Origin of the sequence: Sedimentimonas flavescens (assembly GCF_025154035.1) — a bacterium.
Classification (GTDB): domain Bacteria; phylum Pseudomonadota; class Alphaproteobacteria; order Rhodobacterales; family Rhodobacteraceae; genus Rhodobacter; species Rhodobacter flavescens.
Genome location: NZ_JAOALJ010000005.1, coordinates 1 through 16,559 on the forward strand (window position 1 = coordinate 1; position 16,559 = coordinate 16,559).

Annotated in this window: 20 protein-coding genes, 3 tRNA genes and 1 riboswitch; of the genes, 2 read left to right on the forward strand and 21 right to left on the reverse strand. The window is 64.3% G+C overall.

From position 1 onward, the window contains the following. Window positions 1-195: 195 nt before the first annotated feature. The 16 genes from N3C64_RS10025 to N3C64_RS10100 form a co-directional block, all read right to left on the reverse strand. Window positions 196-1,374, reverse strand: coding sequence for a DUF6538 domain-containing protein (locus tag N3C64_RS10025; protein ID WP_260014212.1), 1,179 nt, complete (start codon window positions 1,372-1,374; stop codon window positions 196-198). 61 nt (window positions 1,375-1,435) lie between these two features. Further along, a tRNA-Phe gene (locus tag N3C64_RS10030) sits at window positions 1,436-1,511 on the reverse strand. A gap of 173 nt (window positions 1,512-1,684) precedes the next feature. Continuing rightward, window positions 1,685-1,870: a DNA gyrase inhibitor YacG gene (gene yacG / locus N3C64_RS10035; protein ID WP_218630779.1), complete on the reverse strand. Its 186-nt coding sequence runs from the start codon at window positions 1,868-1,870 to the stop codon at window positions 1,685-1,687. Further along, window positions 1,867-2,907 carry a ribonuclease E/G gene (locus tag N3C64_RS10040; RefSeq protein WP_260014560.1) on the reverse strand — a complete coding sequence of 347 codons (1,041 nt, stop codon included), beginning with the start codon at window positions 2,905-2,907 and terminating at the stop codon, window positions 1,867-1,869. Before N3C64_RS10040 ends, yacG begins: the two co-directional genes overlap by 4 nt. Then, window positions 2,907-3,479 carry a Maf family protein gene (locus N3C64_RS10045; protein WP_260014213.1) on the reverse strand — a complete coding sequence of 191 codons (573 nt, stop codon included), beginning with the start codon at window positions 3,477-3,479 and terminating at the stop codon, window positions 2,907-2,909. The genes N3C64_RS10040 and N3C64_RS10045 overlap by 1 nt, the downstream gene beginning before the upstream one ends. Beyond that, window positions 3,476-3,694: a translation initiation factor IF-1 gene (gene infA / locus N3C64_RS10050; protein ID WP_036636451.1), complete on the reverse strand. Its 219-nt coding sequence runs from the start codon at window positions 3,692-3,694 to the stop codon at window positions 3,476-3,478. Before infA ends, N3C64_RS10045 begins: the two co-directional genes overlap by 4 nt. Window positions 3,695-3,776: 82 nt before the next feature. Next, complete coding sequence (locus N3C64_RS10055; RefSeq protein ID WP_260014222.1) at window positions 3,777-4,679, reverse strand: carbon-nitrogen hydrolase family protein; 903 nt, start codon at window positions 4,677-4,679, stop codon at window positions 3,777-3,779. After that, the gene (locus N3C64_RS10060) at window positions 4,676-5,257 is read right to left on the reverse strand and encodes a GNAT family N-acetyltransferase (RefSeq protein WP_260014224.1); all 582 of its coding nucleotides are present in this window, start codon (window positions 5,255-5,257) and stop codon (window positions 4,676-4,678) included. The genes N3C64_RS10055 and N3C64_RS10060 overlap by 4 nt, the downstream gene beginning before the upstream one ends. Further along, the gene (locus N3C64_RS10065) at window positions 5,257-5,664 is read right to left on the reverse strand and encodes a ketosteroid isomerase-related protein (protein ID WP_260014226.1); all 408 of its coding nucleotides are present in this window, start codon (window positions 5,662-5,664) and stop codon (window positions 5,257-5,259) included. Before N3C64_RS10065 ends, N3C64_RS10060 begins: the two co-directional genes overlap by 1 nt. Window positions 5,665-5,680: 16 nt before the next feature. Further along, window positions 5,681-6,136, reverse strand: a complete 456-nt coding sequence (locus N3C64_RS10070) for an arsenate-mycothiol transferase ArsC (protein ID WP_218630785.1) — start codon at window positions 6,134-6,136, stop codon at window positions 5,681-5,683. After that, window positions 6,133-6,612: a UPF0262 family protein gene (locus N3C64_RS10075; protein WP_218630786.1), complete on the reverse strand. Its 480-nt coding sequence runs from the start codon at window positions 6,610-6,612 to the stop codon at window positions 6,133-6,135. The genes N3C64_RS10070 and N3C64_RS10075 overlap by 4 nt, the downstream gene beginning before the upstream one ends. Then, window positions 6,612-7,922, reverse strand: coding sequence for a histidinol dehydrogenase (gene hisD / locus N3C64_RS10080; protein ID WP_218630787.1), 1,311 nt, complete (start codon window positions 7,920-7,922; stop codon window positions 6,612-6,614). Before hisD ends, N3C64_RS10075 begins: the two co-directional genes overlap by 1 nt. 77 nt (window positions 7,923-7,999) lie before the next feature. Then, entirely contained in the window at window positions 8,000-8,476 is a 477-nt protein-coding gene (locus N3C64_RS10085; RefSeq protein WP_260014229.1) for a GNAT family N-acetyltransferase, read from the reverse strand. Further along, a complete protein-coding gene (locus N3C64_RS10090; RefSeq protein ID WP_260014231.1) occupies window positions 8,473-8,949 on the reverse strand; it encodes a DUF2948 family protein in 477 nt (158 codons plus the stop codon). The genes N3C64_RS10085 and N3C64_RS10090 overlap by 4 nt, the downstream gene beginning before the upstream one ends. Beyond that, entirely contained in the window at window positions 8,949-10,217 is a 1,269-nt protein-coding gene (murA, locus tag N3C64_RS10095) for a UDP-N-acetylglucosamine 1-carboxyvinyltransferase (RefSeq protein ID WP_218630790.1), read from the reverse strand. The genes N3C64_RS10090 and murA overlap by 1 nt, the downstream gene beginning before the upstream one ends. Then, entirely contained in the window at window positions 10,218-10,391 is a 174-nt protein-coding gene (locus tag N3C64_RS10100) for a hypothetical protein (RefSeq protein WP_260014232.1), read from the reverse strand. A 115-nt stretch (window positions 10,392-10,506) separates the two neighbouring features. Here N3C64_RS10100 and N3C64_RS10105 point away from each other — a divergent pair. After that, window positions 10,507-10,581, forward strand: a tRNA-Thr gene (locus N3C64_RS10105). A gap of 161 nt (window positions 10,582-10,742) precedes the next feature. Continuing rightward, the gene (locus tag N3C64_RS15275; protein ID WP_375546112.1) at window positions 10,743-11,024 is read left to right on the forward strand and encodes a DUF6538 domain-containing protein; all 282 of its coding nucleotides are present in this window, start codon (window positions 10,743-10,745) and stop codon (window positions 11,022-11,024) included. A gap of 250 nt (window positions 11,025-11,274) precedes the next feature. On the opposite strand, the gene N3C64_RS10110 is transcribed toward N3C64_RS15275, so the two are convergent. The 5 genes from N3C64_RS10110 to gcvT all read right to left on the reverse strand — a co-directional run bounded on the left by N3C64_RS10110 (window position 11,275) and on the right by gcvT (window position 16,311). After that, window positions 11,275-11,350: transfer RNA gene (locus tag N3C64_RS10110), tRNA-Ala, on the reverse strand. Window positions 11,351-11,434: 84 nt separating this feature from the next. Next, window positions 11,435-11,878 carry a thioredoxin TrxC gene (gene trxC, locus N3C64_RS10115; RefSeq protein ID WP_260014233.1) on the reverse strand — a complete coding sequence of 148 codons (444 nt, stop codon included), beginning with the start codon at window positions 11,876-11,878 and terminating at the stop codon, window positions 11,435-11,437. Window positions 11,879-12,006: 128 nt separating this feature from the next. Next, entirely contained in the window at window positions 12,007-14,841 is a 2,835-nt protein-coding gene (gcvP, locus tag N3C64_RS10120; RefSeq protein ID WP_260014561.1) for an aminomethyl-transferring glycine dehydrogenase, read from the reverse strand. 1 nt (window position 14,842) lies between these two features. Continuing rightward, window positions 14,843-15,202, reverse strand: coding sequence for a glycine cleavage system protein GcvH (gcvH, locus tag N3C64_RS10125; protein ID WP_260014234.1), 360 nt, complete (start codon window positions 15,200-15,202; stop codon window positions 14,843-14,845). 11 nt (window positions 15,203-15,213) lie between these two features. Continuing rightward, window positions 15,214-16,311 (reverse strand): glycine cleavage system aminomethyltransferase GcvT, encoded by a 1,098-nt coding sequence (gcvT, locus tag N3C64_RS10130; protein WP_260014235.1) that lies wholly within the window; start codon window positions 16,309-16,311, stop codon window positions 15,214-15,216. A 143-nt stretch (window positions 16,312-16,454) separates the two neighbouring features. Continuing rightward, a riboswitch (glycine riboswitch) is annotated at window positions 16,455-16,544 on the reverse strand. Between the last annotated feature and the right edge of the window lie 15 nt (window positions 16,545-16,559).

The following is a 16,559-nucleotide window of genomic DNA, read 5'->3' on the forward strand; positions in this document are numbered from 1 at the left end:
CACGCGACACCTGTTGACCCCAACTCCACTCTGCGATTATCCCTGTGTTTGCTGAGGCTTGGAGCTGATGCGATGCCTGTAACGGGAACATAACCCAATACAGAGGGAGCCTCCGGGCACCATAGCATCCGCTAAGCAACTGTTTTGCCTCAGCTTTATCGCAAGATGGAGCTACTGTAGAACATGGCCATCCGGCTATGCTGCAGCTCGCATCCATTTGGCCAGCACGTCGAGCGGGTAACCTGTGCCATAGCTGTGTCCGACGCCCTCTGTCTGCCACCCTCCGATTTGGTCCACGATGTCGGCAGGACACTCAACCGCCCGCAGCCGGTCACGCATCGAGTGCCGGAAGCTATGCATGGTCCCTTTGTCGTTGACGTGTGTCTTCAACCATTTGTTCAGTGCCGCACTTGCCGAGTTGGCGTTGGTATGATCGCCCTTGTTGTATCTCGGGAAGGCGAACTCGCTGTCCTTGAAGTTCTCTTGGAGGCGCTTAGCGGCCCAGAGCGATGCACCGACCAGCGGGACCTTCCGGTTGCTGCCTGCCGTCTTCAACCGCCGCCATGGATGCTCTCGCACGACCACATGTGGGATCGGATCATTGAGCTTGAGGTCCTCCCTCAACAGGCCTGCGGCCTCAGCGAGGCGCATCCCGGTGTCGGACACCAGGGCGACAAGCCAGCGCAAGTCATCGTCCAACTTGCGGCACTCCTTCTGTAGGGTGCGGATGGCATCGAGCGACAGCGGTTCCCGATCCTCGACGCCTGCGTTGCGGTCGTAGTAAACTCCGCCGAATGGGTTGGTGATGTTGATGCCGATCTCGGCGGCAGCGAAGTTGATGACCGAGCGCACCGTTCCGAAGACCCGCGTCATGCTGCTGCCTGCCAGTCCGCGCTTGATCAGGTCGTCGCGGAAGGCGTTCGCCTCTGCTTTGGTGTAGGCAGTGATGTCTTTGTTGCCGCAGACGTCAATGACATAGCCGCAGGACCGCTCAGCGGCGCGGTGGAAGGTGACCGGGCGACCTTGTCCCTTGAGCCGCAGGTAGATGCCCACGGCTTCCGAGAGCGTCACGGTTACTGCTGCAGCGGCAGTCATGGCCATCACGGCGGGGACAGCGTTGGTATTCTGCGCCAAGCGAAGCATGTGCTTCCCCGGTAGATCGCAGTCGTTGATCCTGAGGAAATACCAGTGCTCGTCCAGCCGTTGCGCTGCTCTCATTGCGCGAGAGGCAGCGACGGATGCCGACCTCGTGCGCAGTGAGAACGAAATTTTCGAAGATGTGTAGTGGTGCAGCAGGTCCTTGGGGACGCGCCTCACAAAGTAGTAGACGCCATCTTTCACAAATGAGTGCGGTGCAGGTTTGTTCTCCGCCATGTTCTACAGTAGCTCCATCTTGCGATAAAGCTGAGGCAAAACAGTTGCTTAGCGGATGCTATGGTGCCCGGAGGCGGATTCGAACCACCGACACGCGGATTTTCAATCCGCTGCTCTACCAACTGAGCTATCCGGGCACCGGGCCATCGGCTAGGCCGATCCGGCGTTGGTGGAGGGTTACTAGACGCTGGCGCGGGGGCTGTCCAGAGGGTTTTTCTTTTTTTTTTGCGGATACTTGCAGCGCCAGCTTAAGAACCTCGACACGCCCTGAAAAATCACTGTGCAATCAAGACAATACGCAGGAATTCGATCAGTGCAGCGCGCCTTCCGGGCCACCCGGAGCGCCGTCTTGCGGGCGCTCCTCTTCCTCGGTCAAATCGCCGGGAATCACGTAGGAACCCTTCAGCCAGCGCGCCAGATCGACATCGGCGCAGCGCTTCGAACAGAAGGGGCGATATTTGTCTTCCGCCGGTTTGCCGCAGATCGGGCAGCTCATTTCGCGGCTTCCAGAAGCTGCGTCAGGGCCACACGGTCGCGCTTGCGCTGCAGCTCGTAATTCCCCAACGGCGTCCATCCGGCAAGGCTGGTTTCGGCGGCCTCGCCCTTGAAGGCCACGCGCAACTGCTGCTCCAGCGTGGCGCGATCTTTCTTGGGCATCGGCGCGAAATCGACCGTCACCTGCCCGCCCAGACCCCGCAAGCGCAACTGGCGCGGCAGGTCGCGCGCGGCGGCGATATTGGCCTTGAGGCTGGCGGCGGGCGAGGTATCCGCGCCCGTGTTCACATCGACCGCGATCAGCGCGCGGGTTGGCTCAATCATCATATGGCCGCCGCCGGTCAACGCCACGCGGGGGCTTAGCACGGTGTCGATGGCCTCCAGAACGCCATGTTCCTCGAAGCCCTCAACGATCTCGTCGGGCGCGGGCTCAGCCCATTCGCGCCAGGCCTCTTCATGCGGGGCGGGCGCATCGACCAGCAGTTCGGGCTCGCCCTCGGTATCGGTGGTCACCGCCTCCGCCAGATCGCGCATCGCGGCGATATCCTCGACGATCTCGCCATCCTCGGCGCCCTCACAGGCCGAGCGCAGGATCAGCCCCATCTCGGAGCCCTCCATGACAACCTTGGCCAGCGCGCCCAGATCCTCGCGCAGGTCTTCGTCGCGGATGCGGCGCGAGATGTTCAGCCCCGGCGCGCCCGGCGTGACGATGGCGTAGCGTGACTTGAATAACAGACGAAGCGACACCGGCAGGGCCTTGCCCGCCTCGGTCCCGCCGGTCACCTGGCAGATCACCGTCTGGCCGGGCGCCAATCCCTTGGCATCGCGCAGAAAGCCCTTCTCACCGCCGGGGAGGCGCACGAAAACGCCGCCCTGACCTTTCATCTGGCGTTCGATCAGACCGCGACAGATCGCGCCCGGCACAAGCGCCACGGCGTCCGAGCTATCGACCAGCAGATCTTCAAGCTGTCCGTCAACCATAAGCGCTGCGGCCTCAAGCCCGCGCAACTGGCCCAGAACGACCACGCGTCCCTTCATCATGCCCCCTTGGCAGCGATTCCGGCTGCCCGCAACAGAACCGCGGTTTCGGCCAACGGCAATCCGACCACGCCGGTGAACGAGCCCTGAATCCAGGGAATGAACGCCCCGGCAAGGCCCTGGATGGCGTAGCCGCCCGCCTTGCCGCGCCACTCGCCCGAGGCGAGATAGCCGTTCACATCCTCATTCGACAGCGGGCGAAAGCGCACGATGGTATCGACGAGACGTTCGTGCTGGCCGGCTGCCGTGCGCACCGCAACGGCGGTCAGCACGTGATGGCGCCGCCCGGACAGAAGCCACAGGAACTCGGCCGCCTCTTTCTCATCTTCAGGTTTCCCGAGGATACGCCGCCCGCAGGTCACCGTCGTATCGGCGCACAGCACGACCTCTTCGGCGCCGCAATCGATCGCAGCGGCCTTTTCCCGCGCCATGCGCGCCACGTAATCGCGCGCGCGCTCGGCCTTCAGCGGGGTTTCGTCGATATCGGCGGGGCGCACCGCATCGGGGGACAGCCCAAGCTGCCCCAGAAGCTCGAGCCTGCGCGGGCTCGCCGATCCGAGAATTAGCTTCACTTGAAGCGGTAGTTGATACGACCCTTCGAGAGGTCGTAGGTGTTCATTTCCACCTGAACCTTGTCGCCGGCCAGAACGCGGATGCGGTTCTTACGCATCTTTCCTGCCATATGCGCGATGATCTCATGGCCGTTTTCCAGCTCGACCCTGAACGTCGCATTCGGCAGGAGTTCCTTCACGACGCCGGGGAATTCGAGCATTTCTTCCTTGGCCATGGTCACTCCTGATAAGATTACCCGCGCTATGCCGCAGGCGCGCGATACATGCGCCCGGATGCGGCAAAATTCAAGGCCAATGTCAAGTTTCGACCGGGGTTTCGCGCGTAATCGTGACGTCTTTGATCTGCGAAAGCTGCTCGGGCCAATGCGCGAAAGGCAAAACCCGGCCATCGGCACGGCTTTGCGCGACCAGATCAAGATCGACGCGACCGATAACCCAACCGGGCGTATCCAGCGCACCTTCGGCAATCACGCCGGTTTCGGGCCAGCCGGTGTCGGGCGGGCCGAAGATCGCGGCGGCGCCCCGGTTTTCATCGACGGCAGGGCACCAATGAGCATCCCCGACCGTCGGCGCCTGAACGGCAACGCACTGGTTTTCCAGCGCCCGCGCCATCGCCCCCACGCGCACCCGCGACCAGCCGGCGATCGCGTCGGTGCAGGACGGCACCAGAAGGATCTCGGCCCCGGCCTCGCACAGCGCGCGCGCAAGCAGCGGGAACTCGCTGTCATAACAGATCACGATGCCGATCTTGCCAAGCGCGGTGTCGAACAGTTGCAGCCCCTGCCCGGCCGAGACATCCCAGATCTCGCGCTCGAAGCGCGTCATCATCACCTTGTCCTGATGCCCGATCCGGCCCGCGGGGCCGAAGAAGGCCGCGCGGTTGAGGCGCTTGTCACCCTCGATCACGGGGCCGGAGGGTGCCAGGATATAGACCTCGTATTGCTGCGCGAAGCCCGCGAACATCTGCTCCATGGCCGGGCGGTGACGCGCGACCTCGTGCAACGCGGTCTCGATATTGCCTGCCACCTCTGGCCCGCCAAGCGAGGCCAGTTCCATCGCCGCATATTCGGGGAACACCAGGATGACCGCGCCCTGCCCGACCGCATGTTCGACCCAAGCGCGCGCCTTGGCCTCATAGGCCGACCAATCCTCGAGCCAGTCAAGCGGGTAGCCCGCCGCCGCGATGGTTACTTGCCTCATAGCTCTCGCCCCCAGAATTGCAGCGGTTTTTCGGTGCTTTCAGCCTCGCCCAAATCCCGCCATTTGAAGCGCGCAACGACGCCCGGCAGGGGCGCATAGCCGCGCTTGCGCCAGAAGGAATCGAGCGGGCGGTAATCGGCGGGCCGCAACGGGTGGTCGGGCGACCGGATCACCGAGCAGAACACCGAATGGCTGCGCCCGAGGCCGCGGGCATGGGCCTCGCGCGCATCGAAAAACGCGTGGCCCAGCCCCTGCCCGCGATAGTCCGGCAGCAGGACCGACTCGGCGCAGTAAAAGACCTGATTCAGCGCCAGACCGGTCTGCGCGAAGGGGGCGGCAAAACCTTCGGCGTGGTCTTCCAGCGGCGTTCCGGTCGCAGCGCCGACCAGCCGGGCACCGTCAAAAGCGCCGACAACCACCGCCGCCGCCGAGGCGCGGTAGCTTTCCAGATAGCCGCGCTCATAGTCGAGCGATCCGTCATAAAGGTAGGGCCAGTCCCGAAAGACCGCGATCCGCAGCCGCGCCACATCGTCAAGCGCGGCGTCCAGCGCCGCGCCGGTCAGGACGCGGACCTCCATCAGCTGACCTGCCGGATCCAGTCAGCGAGGTTGTAAAAGGTCGTCACACGTTGGATACGCCCGTCGCGCAGCGTGAAGAAGGCACCCGCGGGCAGGATATATTTCTGGCCCTTGGCCTCGGGCAGACCATCGTCGCTTTGCAGATAGACCCCGTTCACGACGAATTCCGCCGCGGCGCGAGTACCCGCGTCATTGGCCATGACCACGACGTCGCTCAGATGCTCGCGGTAGCAGCGCGTCATATGGGCGTTGAAGGCGCGGAAGGCCTCGATGCCGTGGCGGATCTGGCCCTCATTGACGTGATGCTCGAAATCTTCGGTCAGCAGGGCTTCCATCCCCGCCGTATCCCCCGCGTTGAACGCGTCGTAATAGGCCGAGATCGTGGCAAGGGCGGTCGCGCGGGGCATTGCAGTCTCCGTGGGGTTATTCTTTGGGCGGGCCGAAACGCTCAATCATATGGCGTCTGATCTGCTCGCGGGTGGCGCGGTAGGCCGCCAAACGAGCCTCGCGGTTCTCTCCCGCGCCCGTTGGATCCGTGATCGGCCAGAATTCGACCGGCACATGGTGCAGCCGGGACATCTCTTCGACCATCGCGCGCGAAGCGGGCGTCAGCGCAATCACCAGATCGAATGACTCAAGACTATCCCCGAAATCCGACAATTCGTTGAAATCGCGCGAGCGGTGGCGGGTCAGATCGACACCGATCTCATGGCACACCGCGATGGTGAAACCGTCGATCTCCAGATCCGACTTCACGCCCGCAGACTGAACATAGACTTCCCGACCATAGAGCTTCTTCATCACCCCCTCGGCCATCGGCGAGCGCGTGGCGTTGTGGTCGCAGCAGAAAAGGACCGAATGGGGAAGACTGGGCATCATTTCACCGGAGCAAGAGCACAGACGAGGGTGAACAAGCGACGCGCCGTGTCAATGTCGATCTCGGCCTTACCTTCGAGGCGTTCTTGCAAGATGCGCGCGCCTTCGTTGTGGATGCCGCGCCGCGCCATGTCGATCGCCTCGATCTGGCTGGGGGGCAATCTCTTGACCGCTTCGAAATAGCTCTCGCAGATCTGGGCATAGTCCTTGACCGCCTGCCGGAAGGGACCAAAGGACAGGTGAAACTCGGCCACCTTGTCGCCGCCCTCGGTGGAGGTGTCGAACACCAGGCGCCCGTCGCGCACGGCAAGCATCAGGGCAAAGGGGCCTTCGGGCGCGGCTTCGCCCTCGCGGCCGGGAATGGCGAAGGAATTGTCTTCGAGCAGATCGAAGACGGCCACACGGCGCTCCTGCTCGATCTCCGGGGTCGGCGCGGACAGGCCCGAGTCGTCAATTTCCAACTTGGCGATTCGTGCCATCACTCGTCTCCTTCATTCAGTGCCGCAAGGCGCGCACGCACCGACAGGCCATGCGCCTCAAGGCTTTCCGATTTCGCCAGGGTTTCAGCCGAAGGGCCGATTGCCTTGAGCGATTCGGGCGTCATCTTGGCCAAAGTCGTGCGTTTGACAAAGTCGAGGACCGAAAGCCCCGACGAAAAACGCGCCGAGCGTGCGGTGGGCAACACATGGTTGGGGCCGCCGACATAGTCGCCGATGGCCTCGGGAGTATAGGCCCCCAGGAAGATCGCACCCGCATGGGTGATCTCCTCGGCCAGCCCGTCGGGATCGGCCACGCACAATTCCAGATGTTCGGGCGCGACGCGGTTCGACAGCGCCGCGGCCTCGGAAAGATCCTTCGCCACAATCACCGCGCCGAAATCGCGCCAGCTGGCACCGGCGATGGCGCGGCGCTCAAGCGTCTCAAGCCGCTTCTCGACCGCGCGGGTAACCGCATCGGCAAAGCCTTGATCGGTGGTGATCAGGATCGACTGGGCGGATTCGTCATGTTCGGCCTGGCTGAGCAGGTCGAGCGCGATCCAGTTTGGGTTGTTGTCGCCATCCGCGATCACCAGAATCTCGGACGGACCGGCGATCATGTCGATACCGACCTTGCCAAAGACCCGCCGCTTGGCCGCCGCCACGAAGGCATTACCGGGGCCGGTGATCTTGTCCACGGGCACGACGGTCTCGGTGCCATAGGCCAGAGCCGCGATCGCCTGCGCGCCGCCGATGCGATAGACCGTATCGACACCGGCCAGCTTTGCTGCCAGCAGCACCAGCGGGTTGACCACACCGCCCGGCGTCGGGCAGGCAACCACAAGGCGCTGCACCCCGGCAACCTTGGCCGGGATCGCATTCATCAGCACCGAGGACGGATAGCTCGCCAGCCCGCCCGGCACGTAAAGCCCCGCCGCCGAAACCGGCGTGAAGCGCCAGCCCAGCATCGCGCCCGACATATCGCGCCACATCGCATCATGCGGCATCTGGCGCAGGTGGTAGGCACGGATGCGTTCGGCCGCGAGTTCCAGCGCCGCGCGCTCTGCGGGGCTGACCTTGGCGATCTCGGCCTCGATCTCGGCCTCGGAAAAGGCGAGCGTCTCGGGCGTCAGGTCGAGCCGGTCGAATTTCGAGGTCAGCTCGATCACCGCCGCGTCGCCGCGCGCACGTACATCCGCGATGATCCCCGCCACCGCCGCATCGACATCGGGGCTGTCCTCGCGCTTCATGCCAAGCAGTGCGGTAAAACGGGCCTCGAAATCGGCATCGCTTGTGCTGAGGAAATGCGGCATCACGGTCTCCTTATCCGTTCAACGGGATAGAGAGTTGCACGCCCCTCGGCAAGCGCGCGCATTCAAAAAATAAGGCCTCAGGACAGATCCTTGCGCATCGGGCGGCCCAAAATCCAGCGCCCCTCGCGCGGCGGGCCATCGACGTGCCAGCCGTGATGACGGTAGAAGGCAAAAGCCGTGGCGGTCGAGGTCAATAGGCCCCGGCTGCGGCCCATCCCGACCAGCTCGGCCTCCATCGCCGCGAGCAGCGCCGAGGAGTAGCCCTGACGCCGCGCCTCGGGGTGAACGTATAGAAGCGTGATCTTGCCCGTATCCTCAGGCAGTCCGGCCCATTCGATGGCGCCGACCGCCTCGATCCGCTCCTGCCCGGCCACATAAAACCGCCCGCCGGGTGCTGCGATCATCGCCGCCACGCTTTCGGGCGTCTTGTTGGCCAGCCAGTTGGAAATCTTCGCCGGATCATCTTGATGATCGGCGCCGCACAGATCCCGGATCGACGCGCAGAGCACTTCCGAGATGCGCGCGGCATCCTCGGGGCGCGCCGCGCGGATCATTCCGGATGCACCGGCGCCGCGCCCGACACCGCGCGGTAAGGTCGCGTCACGTCGCGCAGATCGACCGAGAGGCACTCGGCCGTGGCTGCGATGGCGCCGTCGCCCGCCAGCGTCAGCACGAGTTGCCCGGCCCCGTCTTCGCCCGCCTCCCAGGCAATGTCGAGAATCGACAGAACCAGATCACGGTCCGCCCGGTCGATACCGCTTGAGGCCACGCGGGTTACATCCGATATTACCAGCAGCGACTGAACCCGTTCAAAGGGCCGCCCCTCTGCCTCGGCGCGCGCCTTGTCTTCCCAGCGAAAGCGATTGACCAGCAGCGCCAAACGGCGGGCCTTGGCCTCCCACACGATCTCGGTGATCGGCAAAACGGCATCCTGCACGAGCGTGGCGATCACGCCCAGATCCTCGGGCGACTCTGCCCGCAGGCTCAGCGCCCCTTCCGCCGCATCCTCGAATCGTGCGTCCGCCATCAGTCCCCCTTCACCCGCTCGATCTTGGCGCCAACGGCGCTGAGCTTTTCCTCGACCCGCTCATAGCCGCGATCAAGGTGATAGACGCGGCTGACCATGGTCTCACCCTCGGCCGCAAGTGCCGCCAGAATCAGCGACACCGAGGCCCGCAGGTCGGTCGCCATGACGCGCGCGCCCTTCAGCTTCTCGACGCCATGCACCGTCGCGTGGCCGCCATGCACCTCGATCTTGGCGCCCATGCGCACCAGTTCGGGCGCGTGCATGAAGCGGTTCTCGAAGATCTTCTCTTCCAGCACCGAGGTTCCCTCGGCCGTGCACAACAGCGCCATCATCTGCGCCTGAAGGTCGGTGGGGAAGCCCGGGAAGGGCTCGGTCACCACATCGACGGCACGCACGCGGCCGTTCTTGCGGCTGACCTTGATGCCGGTATGGGTCTGCTCGACCGAGATACCCGCCCCGTCGAGCTTTTCGCAGAAGCTCTCGATCAGGTCGATGCGGCCGCCCAGGCACTCGACCTCGCCGCCGCAGATAGCCGGGGCCAGCATATAGGTGCCCAACTCGATCCGGTCAGTGACCACCGGGTGAGTCGCGCCATGCAGCCGGTCCACGCCCTCGATGGTGATGTCCGAAGTGCCCTCGCCCTCGATCTGCGCCCCCATGGCGCGCAGGCATTTCGCCAGATCGACGATCTCGGGCTCGCGCGCGGCGTTCTTGAGAACCGAAGTTCCCTTGGCCAGCACCGCCGCCATCAGGAAGTTCTCGGTCGCACCGACCGAGGCAAAGCGCATCTCATGCACCGCGCCCTTGAGGCCGCCGCGCGCATTGGCGTGCAGATAGCCTTCCTTCAGCTCGATCTCGGCGCCCAGGGCGGCCAGCGCGTCGATGTGAATATCCATCGGGCGCGCGCCAATCGCGCAACCGCCCGGCAGCGACACGACCGCATGGCCCAGACGCGCCAGCAAAGGCCCCAGCACCAGGTTCGACGCGCGCATCTTGCGCACGATGTCATAATCCGCGACCGGGTTGATCTCACCATGGCACGAGGCCGCCAGAACCTTGCCATCCTGCAACGCCGTCACCTCAGCCCCGAGCGAGGCGAGAAGCTCCGTCATGGTGCGGATATCCGACAGGCGCGGCGCATTGGTCAGCGTCAGCGGCTCCTCGCTCAGAAGCGTTGCCGGCATCAGCGCAAGACATGCGTTCTTGGCCCCGGCAATCGGGATCTGGCCCTTGAGCGGCCCGTTGCCGCGCACGATGATCGAATCCATCTACTCGTTCCCTTCCGCCTCATCCCCGGTCTCGGCCGCCCGCGCGCGCGACTGCGCCTTGCGGCGTTGCAGATTCGCACGCAACGCCGCCGCCAGCCGCTCGTCGCGGCTCAGCTCGGCAGAGGGTTTGTCCTTACCCTGCTGGCTTTTCGATCCGGAGGTTTTGTCATTCATGGCCCCTCTGTAGCCTGCCCTGAAAAATGTGTCGAGAGAGGGTGCGACTTTGCGCTTGCGCTGTTCGGCGAATACGTCTAAATCCCCGCCCACGGTCGAAACACACCGGTTCGGCGCTGTGGTAGCTCAGTGGTAGAGCACTCCCTTGGTAAGGGAGAGGTCGAGAGTTCAATCCTCTCTCACAGCACCATCTTTTCACTTTGAAAATCAAAAAGATGGCCCCCATCAAGGGCTTAGATTGACTTCGGCTCTACACCGAGGTTCTACACCATGGTCTTGCAGATGGCTCGTCCGCACAAGAATCCAAAGTCTGGCGTCTACTAATTCCGCCCCAAAAAAACCGCCGATTTGGTGGAGGCATTTGGCCGCAAAGAGGTCATTTGGTCGCTAAGAACGAAGGACCCGGACGAAGCAAAGCTGCGATACGTTGAGGCCGCGCGCAAACAGGCGATGGTATTGGCTGTATTGCGCAAACGCCCTGCGCACTTTCCACATCAACAAATCGTCGCGTTATTCGAAGATGCAGAAAGCGGCACGCAGCCTCCCCCCGCTCTGAACCGGCCAACCGATCGCAATCGGATCTCACTGAGGCTTCGATCCTCCTCGAAGAGCTCCAACGCTGCTCTCTACTAGCCGCTCAGAGCCCAATCTCGCGCCCGGGAACCGCCCCTGCGCTCTGTCCTCTTCGTGGTGAGCGCCGGGAGCGTGCCGCATGGCCGCCAACCCGCAGATTCAGAAAGAACTATTTTGCATTGCGCGCCTTTACAGCGCGTACAGTCCGCCGTCGCATCAATGCACAGGCCTCGAAATAATGTCGCCCTTGGTCCGCCAAAAAACTATCGACGACCAATTTCCATTCACATGGTCCGGTGGCTGTGGAGAATGGTGGAGCAGAGGGGGATCGAACCCCTGACCTCGTCATTGCGAACGACGCGCTCTCCCAACTGAGCTACTGCCCCTCACCGTGGGCGGGCTTTTCGCGCAGGCACGGGGCGTTGTCAAGCGCCCCAACCCGCGCTGCGCGAAAAATAATCCCGCCTGCGTCAGGCCGCCACGCCCAGCTTCGAACGCACGAAAGCTGCAAGGTCCGTCGCCGGTCTGGCACCCGCAGCGCGGGCCACTTCTCGCCCCTTCCGGAACAGGATGAAGGACGGAATCCCCTGGATCCGATAGCGTTGCGTCGCGACCGGATTGACCTCGGTATTGATCTTGGCAAGCCGTACCTTGGGCGCCAGCATCCCGGCAGCCGCCTGGAACTGAGGCGCCATCTGACGGCAAGGCCCGCACCACGGCGCCCAGAAATCCACCAGCAGCGGCAAGTCGTCCTTTTCGGCCTTCGCGAGGATCTCGAAATCCACCTCCGTGACCTTGCCCGAGTTCAGCGCACCCCCGCAAACCCCGCATTTCGGCCCCGCCTCCAGCTTCTCGGCAGGCACCCGGTTCGGCTGCCCGCACTCAAGACAGGTCACACGCATCGCTTCGGCCATGACAGCCTCCATTCGAATTCCATTTCGAGAATATATTGGAGCGCACTCGCCTGCTTGCAAGGGCAGCTCTTTCGGCTTTGTCCAAATATCCCGGGGGGTCCGGGGGGCAGCGCCCCCCGGCCTCATGCTCATTCTGCCGCGTAGGCCTCAAGCGGCGGGCAAGTGCAGATCAGGTTCCTGTCACCGAAGACGTTGTCGACCCGCCCAACAGGCGGCCAGTACTTGTCCACGCGGAACGATCCGGGAGGGAAACAGCCCTGCTCGCGCGAGTAGGGACGATCCCATTCGGCCACCAGATCCTCCACGGTGTGGGGCGCGCGGCGCAGCGGGCTTTCCTCGGCGCCGATCTTGCCATCGGCCACATCGCGCACCTCCTCGCGGATGGCGAGCATGGCGGTGATAAAACGGTCGATCTCGGCCTTGGTCTCGCTCTCGGTAGGCTCCACCATCAGCGTACCCGCCACCGGCCAGCTCATCGTGGGCGCATGGAACCCGTTGTCGATCAGTCGCTTGGCAATGTCGTCGACGGTCACACCCACCTCGGCGAACTCGCGGGTATCGAGGATGCACTCATGCGCCACACGGCCCCGGTTGCCCATGAACAGGATCGGATAGGCCGCCTTGAGCCGCGCCGCGATATAGTTGGCGTTGAGGATCGCCACGCGGGTCGCCTGCGTCAGCCCGGCCCCGCCCATCATCAGGCAATAGGCCCAGGAGATCAGCAGGATCGAGGCCGAGCCGTATGGCGCCGCCGAAACCGGCCCCTCTTCGCCGCCCACCTCGGGGTGACCCGGCAGATAGGGCGCCAGATGTGCCTTGACCCCGATCGGCCCCATGCCGGGGCCGCCACCGCCATGCGGGATGGCAAAGGTCTTGTGCAGGTTCAGGTGGCTCACATCCGAGCCTATCTCACCCGGCTTCACCAGACCCACCAGCGCGTTCATGTTGGCGCCGTCCAGATAGACCTGCCCGCCATGCTCATGCGTGATCTCGCAGATCCGGCGCACGGTTTCCTCGAACACGCCGTGGGTCGAGGGGTAGGTGATCATGCAGGCCGCAAGATTACCGCCTGCCTCCGCCGCCTTGGCCTCGAAATCCTCTAGGTCCACGTCGCCATTCGGGGCAGATTTCACGACCACCACCTTCATCCCCGCCATCTGCGCCGAGGCCGGGTTCGTGCCATGCGCCGAAACCGGGATAAGGCAGATGTTCCGGTGCCCCTCGCCGCGCGCGCGGTGATAGGCGGCGATGGTCAGAAGCCCCGCATATTCCCCCTGCGCGCCCGAGTTGGGTTGCATCGAGAAGGCATCGTAGCCGGTGATCTCGCACAGCTTCGCGGTCAGATCGTCGATGGCCTCGTGATAACCCTGCGCCTGATCGGCGGGCGCGAAGGGATGCAGCGCGCCGAACTCGGGCCAGGTGATCGGCATCATCTCGGCCGCCGCGTTCAGCTTCATGGTGCAGGAGCCAAGCGGGATCATCGCACGATCCAGCGCGAGGTCGCGGTCCGACAGGCGGCGCATGTAGCGCATCATCTCGGACTCGGCGCGGTTCATGTGGAAGACCGGATGGGTCAGGTAGGCGCTTTGGCGCAGCAGTTCCTCGGGGAAGCCAAGGCCGACCGTCTCGGGCACCGGGTCGGTGATGCCGAAGGCGTCGAGGACGCGCACCAGCACATCGGTATCGGTCAGCTCATCGACCGAGATGCCGACGCGATCGCGCCCGACCTTGCGCAGGTTGATCCCGCGATGGCGCGCGGCGGCCATGATGCCCATCTGCCCCACGCCGACCTTCACGGTGATCGTGTCGAAGAAGGCGCCCGGCGCAACCTCTGCCCCCGCGGCGACCAGCGCATCGCGCAGACGAACGGCGTTGGAATGCACCATCTCGGCGATGCCGCGCAGACCCATCGGCCCGTGGAACACCGCGTAGAACGACGCCATCACCGCGAGCAGCGCCTGCGCCGTGCAGACGTTCGAGGTGGCCTTCTCGCGGCGGATGTGCTGCTCGCGCGTTTGCAGGCTGAGGCGATAGGCCTTGTCGCCATGGCTGTCGATCGACACGCCGACGATGCGTCCCGGCATGGAGCGCTTGAACTCGTCCCGGCAGGACATGAAGGCCGCGTGCGGGCCGCCATAGCCCATCGGCACGCCAAAGCGCTGCGCCGAGCCCACAGCAATATCGGCGCCCATCGCACCCGGCTCTTTCAGCAGGCACAGCGCCAGAAGGTCGGTCGCCACCACGGCGAGCGCCTTGGCGGCGTGCAGCTTCTCGATCAGGTCGGTGAAGTCGCGCACATGGCCGTAGGTGCCGGGATATTGGAAGATCGCGCCAAAGACCGCCTCGGGCACCAGATCGTCGGGCAGGCCCTTGACGATCTCGATCCCGAGCGGAAGGGCGCGGGTCTCGATCACGGCGATGGTCTGCGGATGCAGGTTGAGATCGACAAAGAAGGCGCGCGCCTTCGATTTCGCGCTGCGCTCGGCCATGGCCATGGCCTCGGCGGCGGCGGTGGCCTCATCAAGCAGCGAGGCATTTGCGACCGGCAGGCCGGTCAGATCGGCCACCATGGTCTGGTAGTTCAAAAGCGCCTCAAGCCGGCCCTGCGCAATCTCGGGCTGGTAGGGGGTGTAGGCGGTGTACCAGGCCGGGTTTTCCAGAATGTTGCGCTGGATCGCGGGCGGGGTGACGGTGCCGTAATAGCCCTGCCCGATCAGCGAGGTCATCACCTTGTTCTTTCCGGCCACCTTGCGCAGGCGGGCCAGCAGCGCGTGCTCGGTCAGCGGCGCCCAGCCAAGGGGTTCGGACTGACGGATGCTTTTCGGCACCGTTTCGTCGATCAGGGCGTCGAGGTTCGGCACCCCCACGGCTTTCAGCATCTCGGACATTTCCGCCGGGCTCGGCCCGATGTGGCGGCGGTTCGCGAAATCGTAGGTGTTGTATGTCGTGGGGGTGAACATGATATTACCCGATGAAATCCTTGTATTCGTCTTCCGACATGAAGCCGTCGAGCTGGCTCATATCCGCGACCTTCATCTTGAAGAACCAGGCGGCGCCAAGCGGGTCTTCGTTCACGAGGCCCGGGTTATCGGCCAGCGCCTCGTTGACCTCAACGATCTCGCCATCGACCGGGGCGAGGATGTCCGAGGCGGCCTTGACCGACTCGATCACGCAGATCTCGTCGCCCTTGGCGACCTGGGTTTCAAGTTCGGGCAGCTCCACGAACACCACGTCGCCCAGCTGTTCCGAGGCATGGTCGGTGATGCCCACGAGCACCAGATCGCCCTCGACGCGCAGCCATTCGTGTTCTTCGGTGAATTTCATGGGGAAGCTCCTCAGCGTTTGTAGGAATGGGGATGGAAGGGCATGGGCACGATGCGCGCGGGCAGACGCTTGCCGCGCACCTCGCCGTAAACCGTGGTGCCCTCGGAAAGGTCGGCAGGCAGGTAGGCCATGGCCATCGGTGCCTCGATCGAGGGGCCAAAGCCGCCCGAGGTGACCTGGCCGATGGGCGCGCCGCCCTCGGCCTCGGCATAGATCTCGACGCCTTCGCGCATCGGCGCGCGGCCCTCGGGGCGCAGGCCCATGCGCAGGCGGGCAGGCCCTTCGGCCAGCTCGCGCAGGATGCGCTCGGCTCCGTGGAAACCGCCCTCGGCCCGCCGACGCTTCTGGATGGCCCAGTTCAGGCCCGCCTCGATCGGGGTGGTCGAAGTGTCGATGTCATGGCCGTAAAGGCACAGCCCCGCCTCCAGCCGCAGGCTGTCGCGCGCACCAAGACCGATGGCCGCAACCTCGTCCATCTCCAGCAATTCGCGGGCGAATTCCTCGGCCCGGTCGGAGGGCAGCGAGATTTCATAGCCGTCCTCACCGGTATAGCCCGAGCGCGAGATCCACAGCTCGGCCCCGTTCCAGCCATGGGTCTGCACATCCATGAAGCGCATCCCGGCAACGGCCGGAACCAGACGCGCCAGCGCCGTTTCCGCCGCAGGCCCCTGCAAGGCCAGAAGCGCGCGGTTGCGGATCACGCAGACCCCTTCGAGGTAATCTTCAAGGTGGCGAATATCGGCCTCGGCGCAAGCGGCATTGACGACAAGGAACAGATGATCGCCGCGGTTGGCCACCATCAGGTCATCAAGGATACCGCCCTCGGCATTGGTGAACATCGCATAGCGCTGACGCCCCTCGCCCAGACCGGTCACATCCACCGGAACCAGTTCCTCAAGCGCCTTCGCCGCGCTGGCTGGCAGGATCACCTGACCCATGTGGCTGACGTCAAACAGCCCCGCCTGCGCGCGGCAGTGCAGATGCTCCTTCAGCACACCCATCGGGTATTGCACGGGCATCTCCCAGCCCGCGAAAGGCACCATCTTGGCGCCCAGTTCAATATGCAGATCGTATAGCCCCGTCCGCTTGAGGACCGCATCATCGGCCATCTCGCCCCCTTGTCAGCCGGATGCCCGGCACCGAATCCCATGACCTTTCGGCCCGCTCGATGCCCCCTCTGTCCCTACCCCGAACGGGGCGCCTGAGATCGTTATCCCTTCGGCGGGCGCATGCGCGCCTCTCTCCAGAGTCCTGTGTCAGAACGGTCCTTTTGCCTGAGAGTTTACCGGGGCGGTTGCTCCTTCGGCACTGGTCCGGAACCAGATTCTCCCGATCCTGACCCTTCTCGGATAGCCGA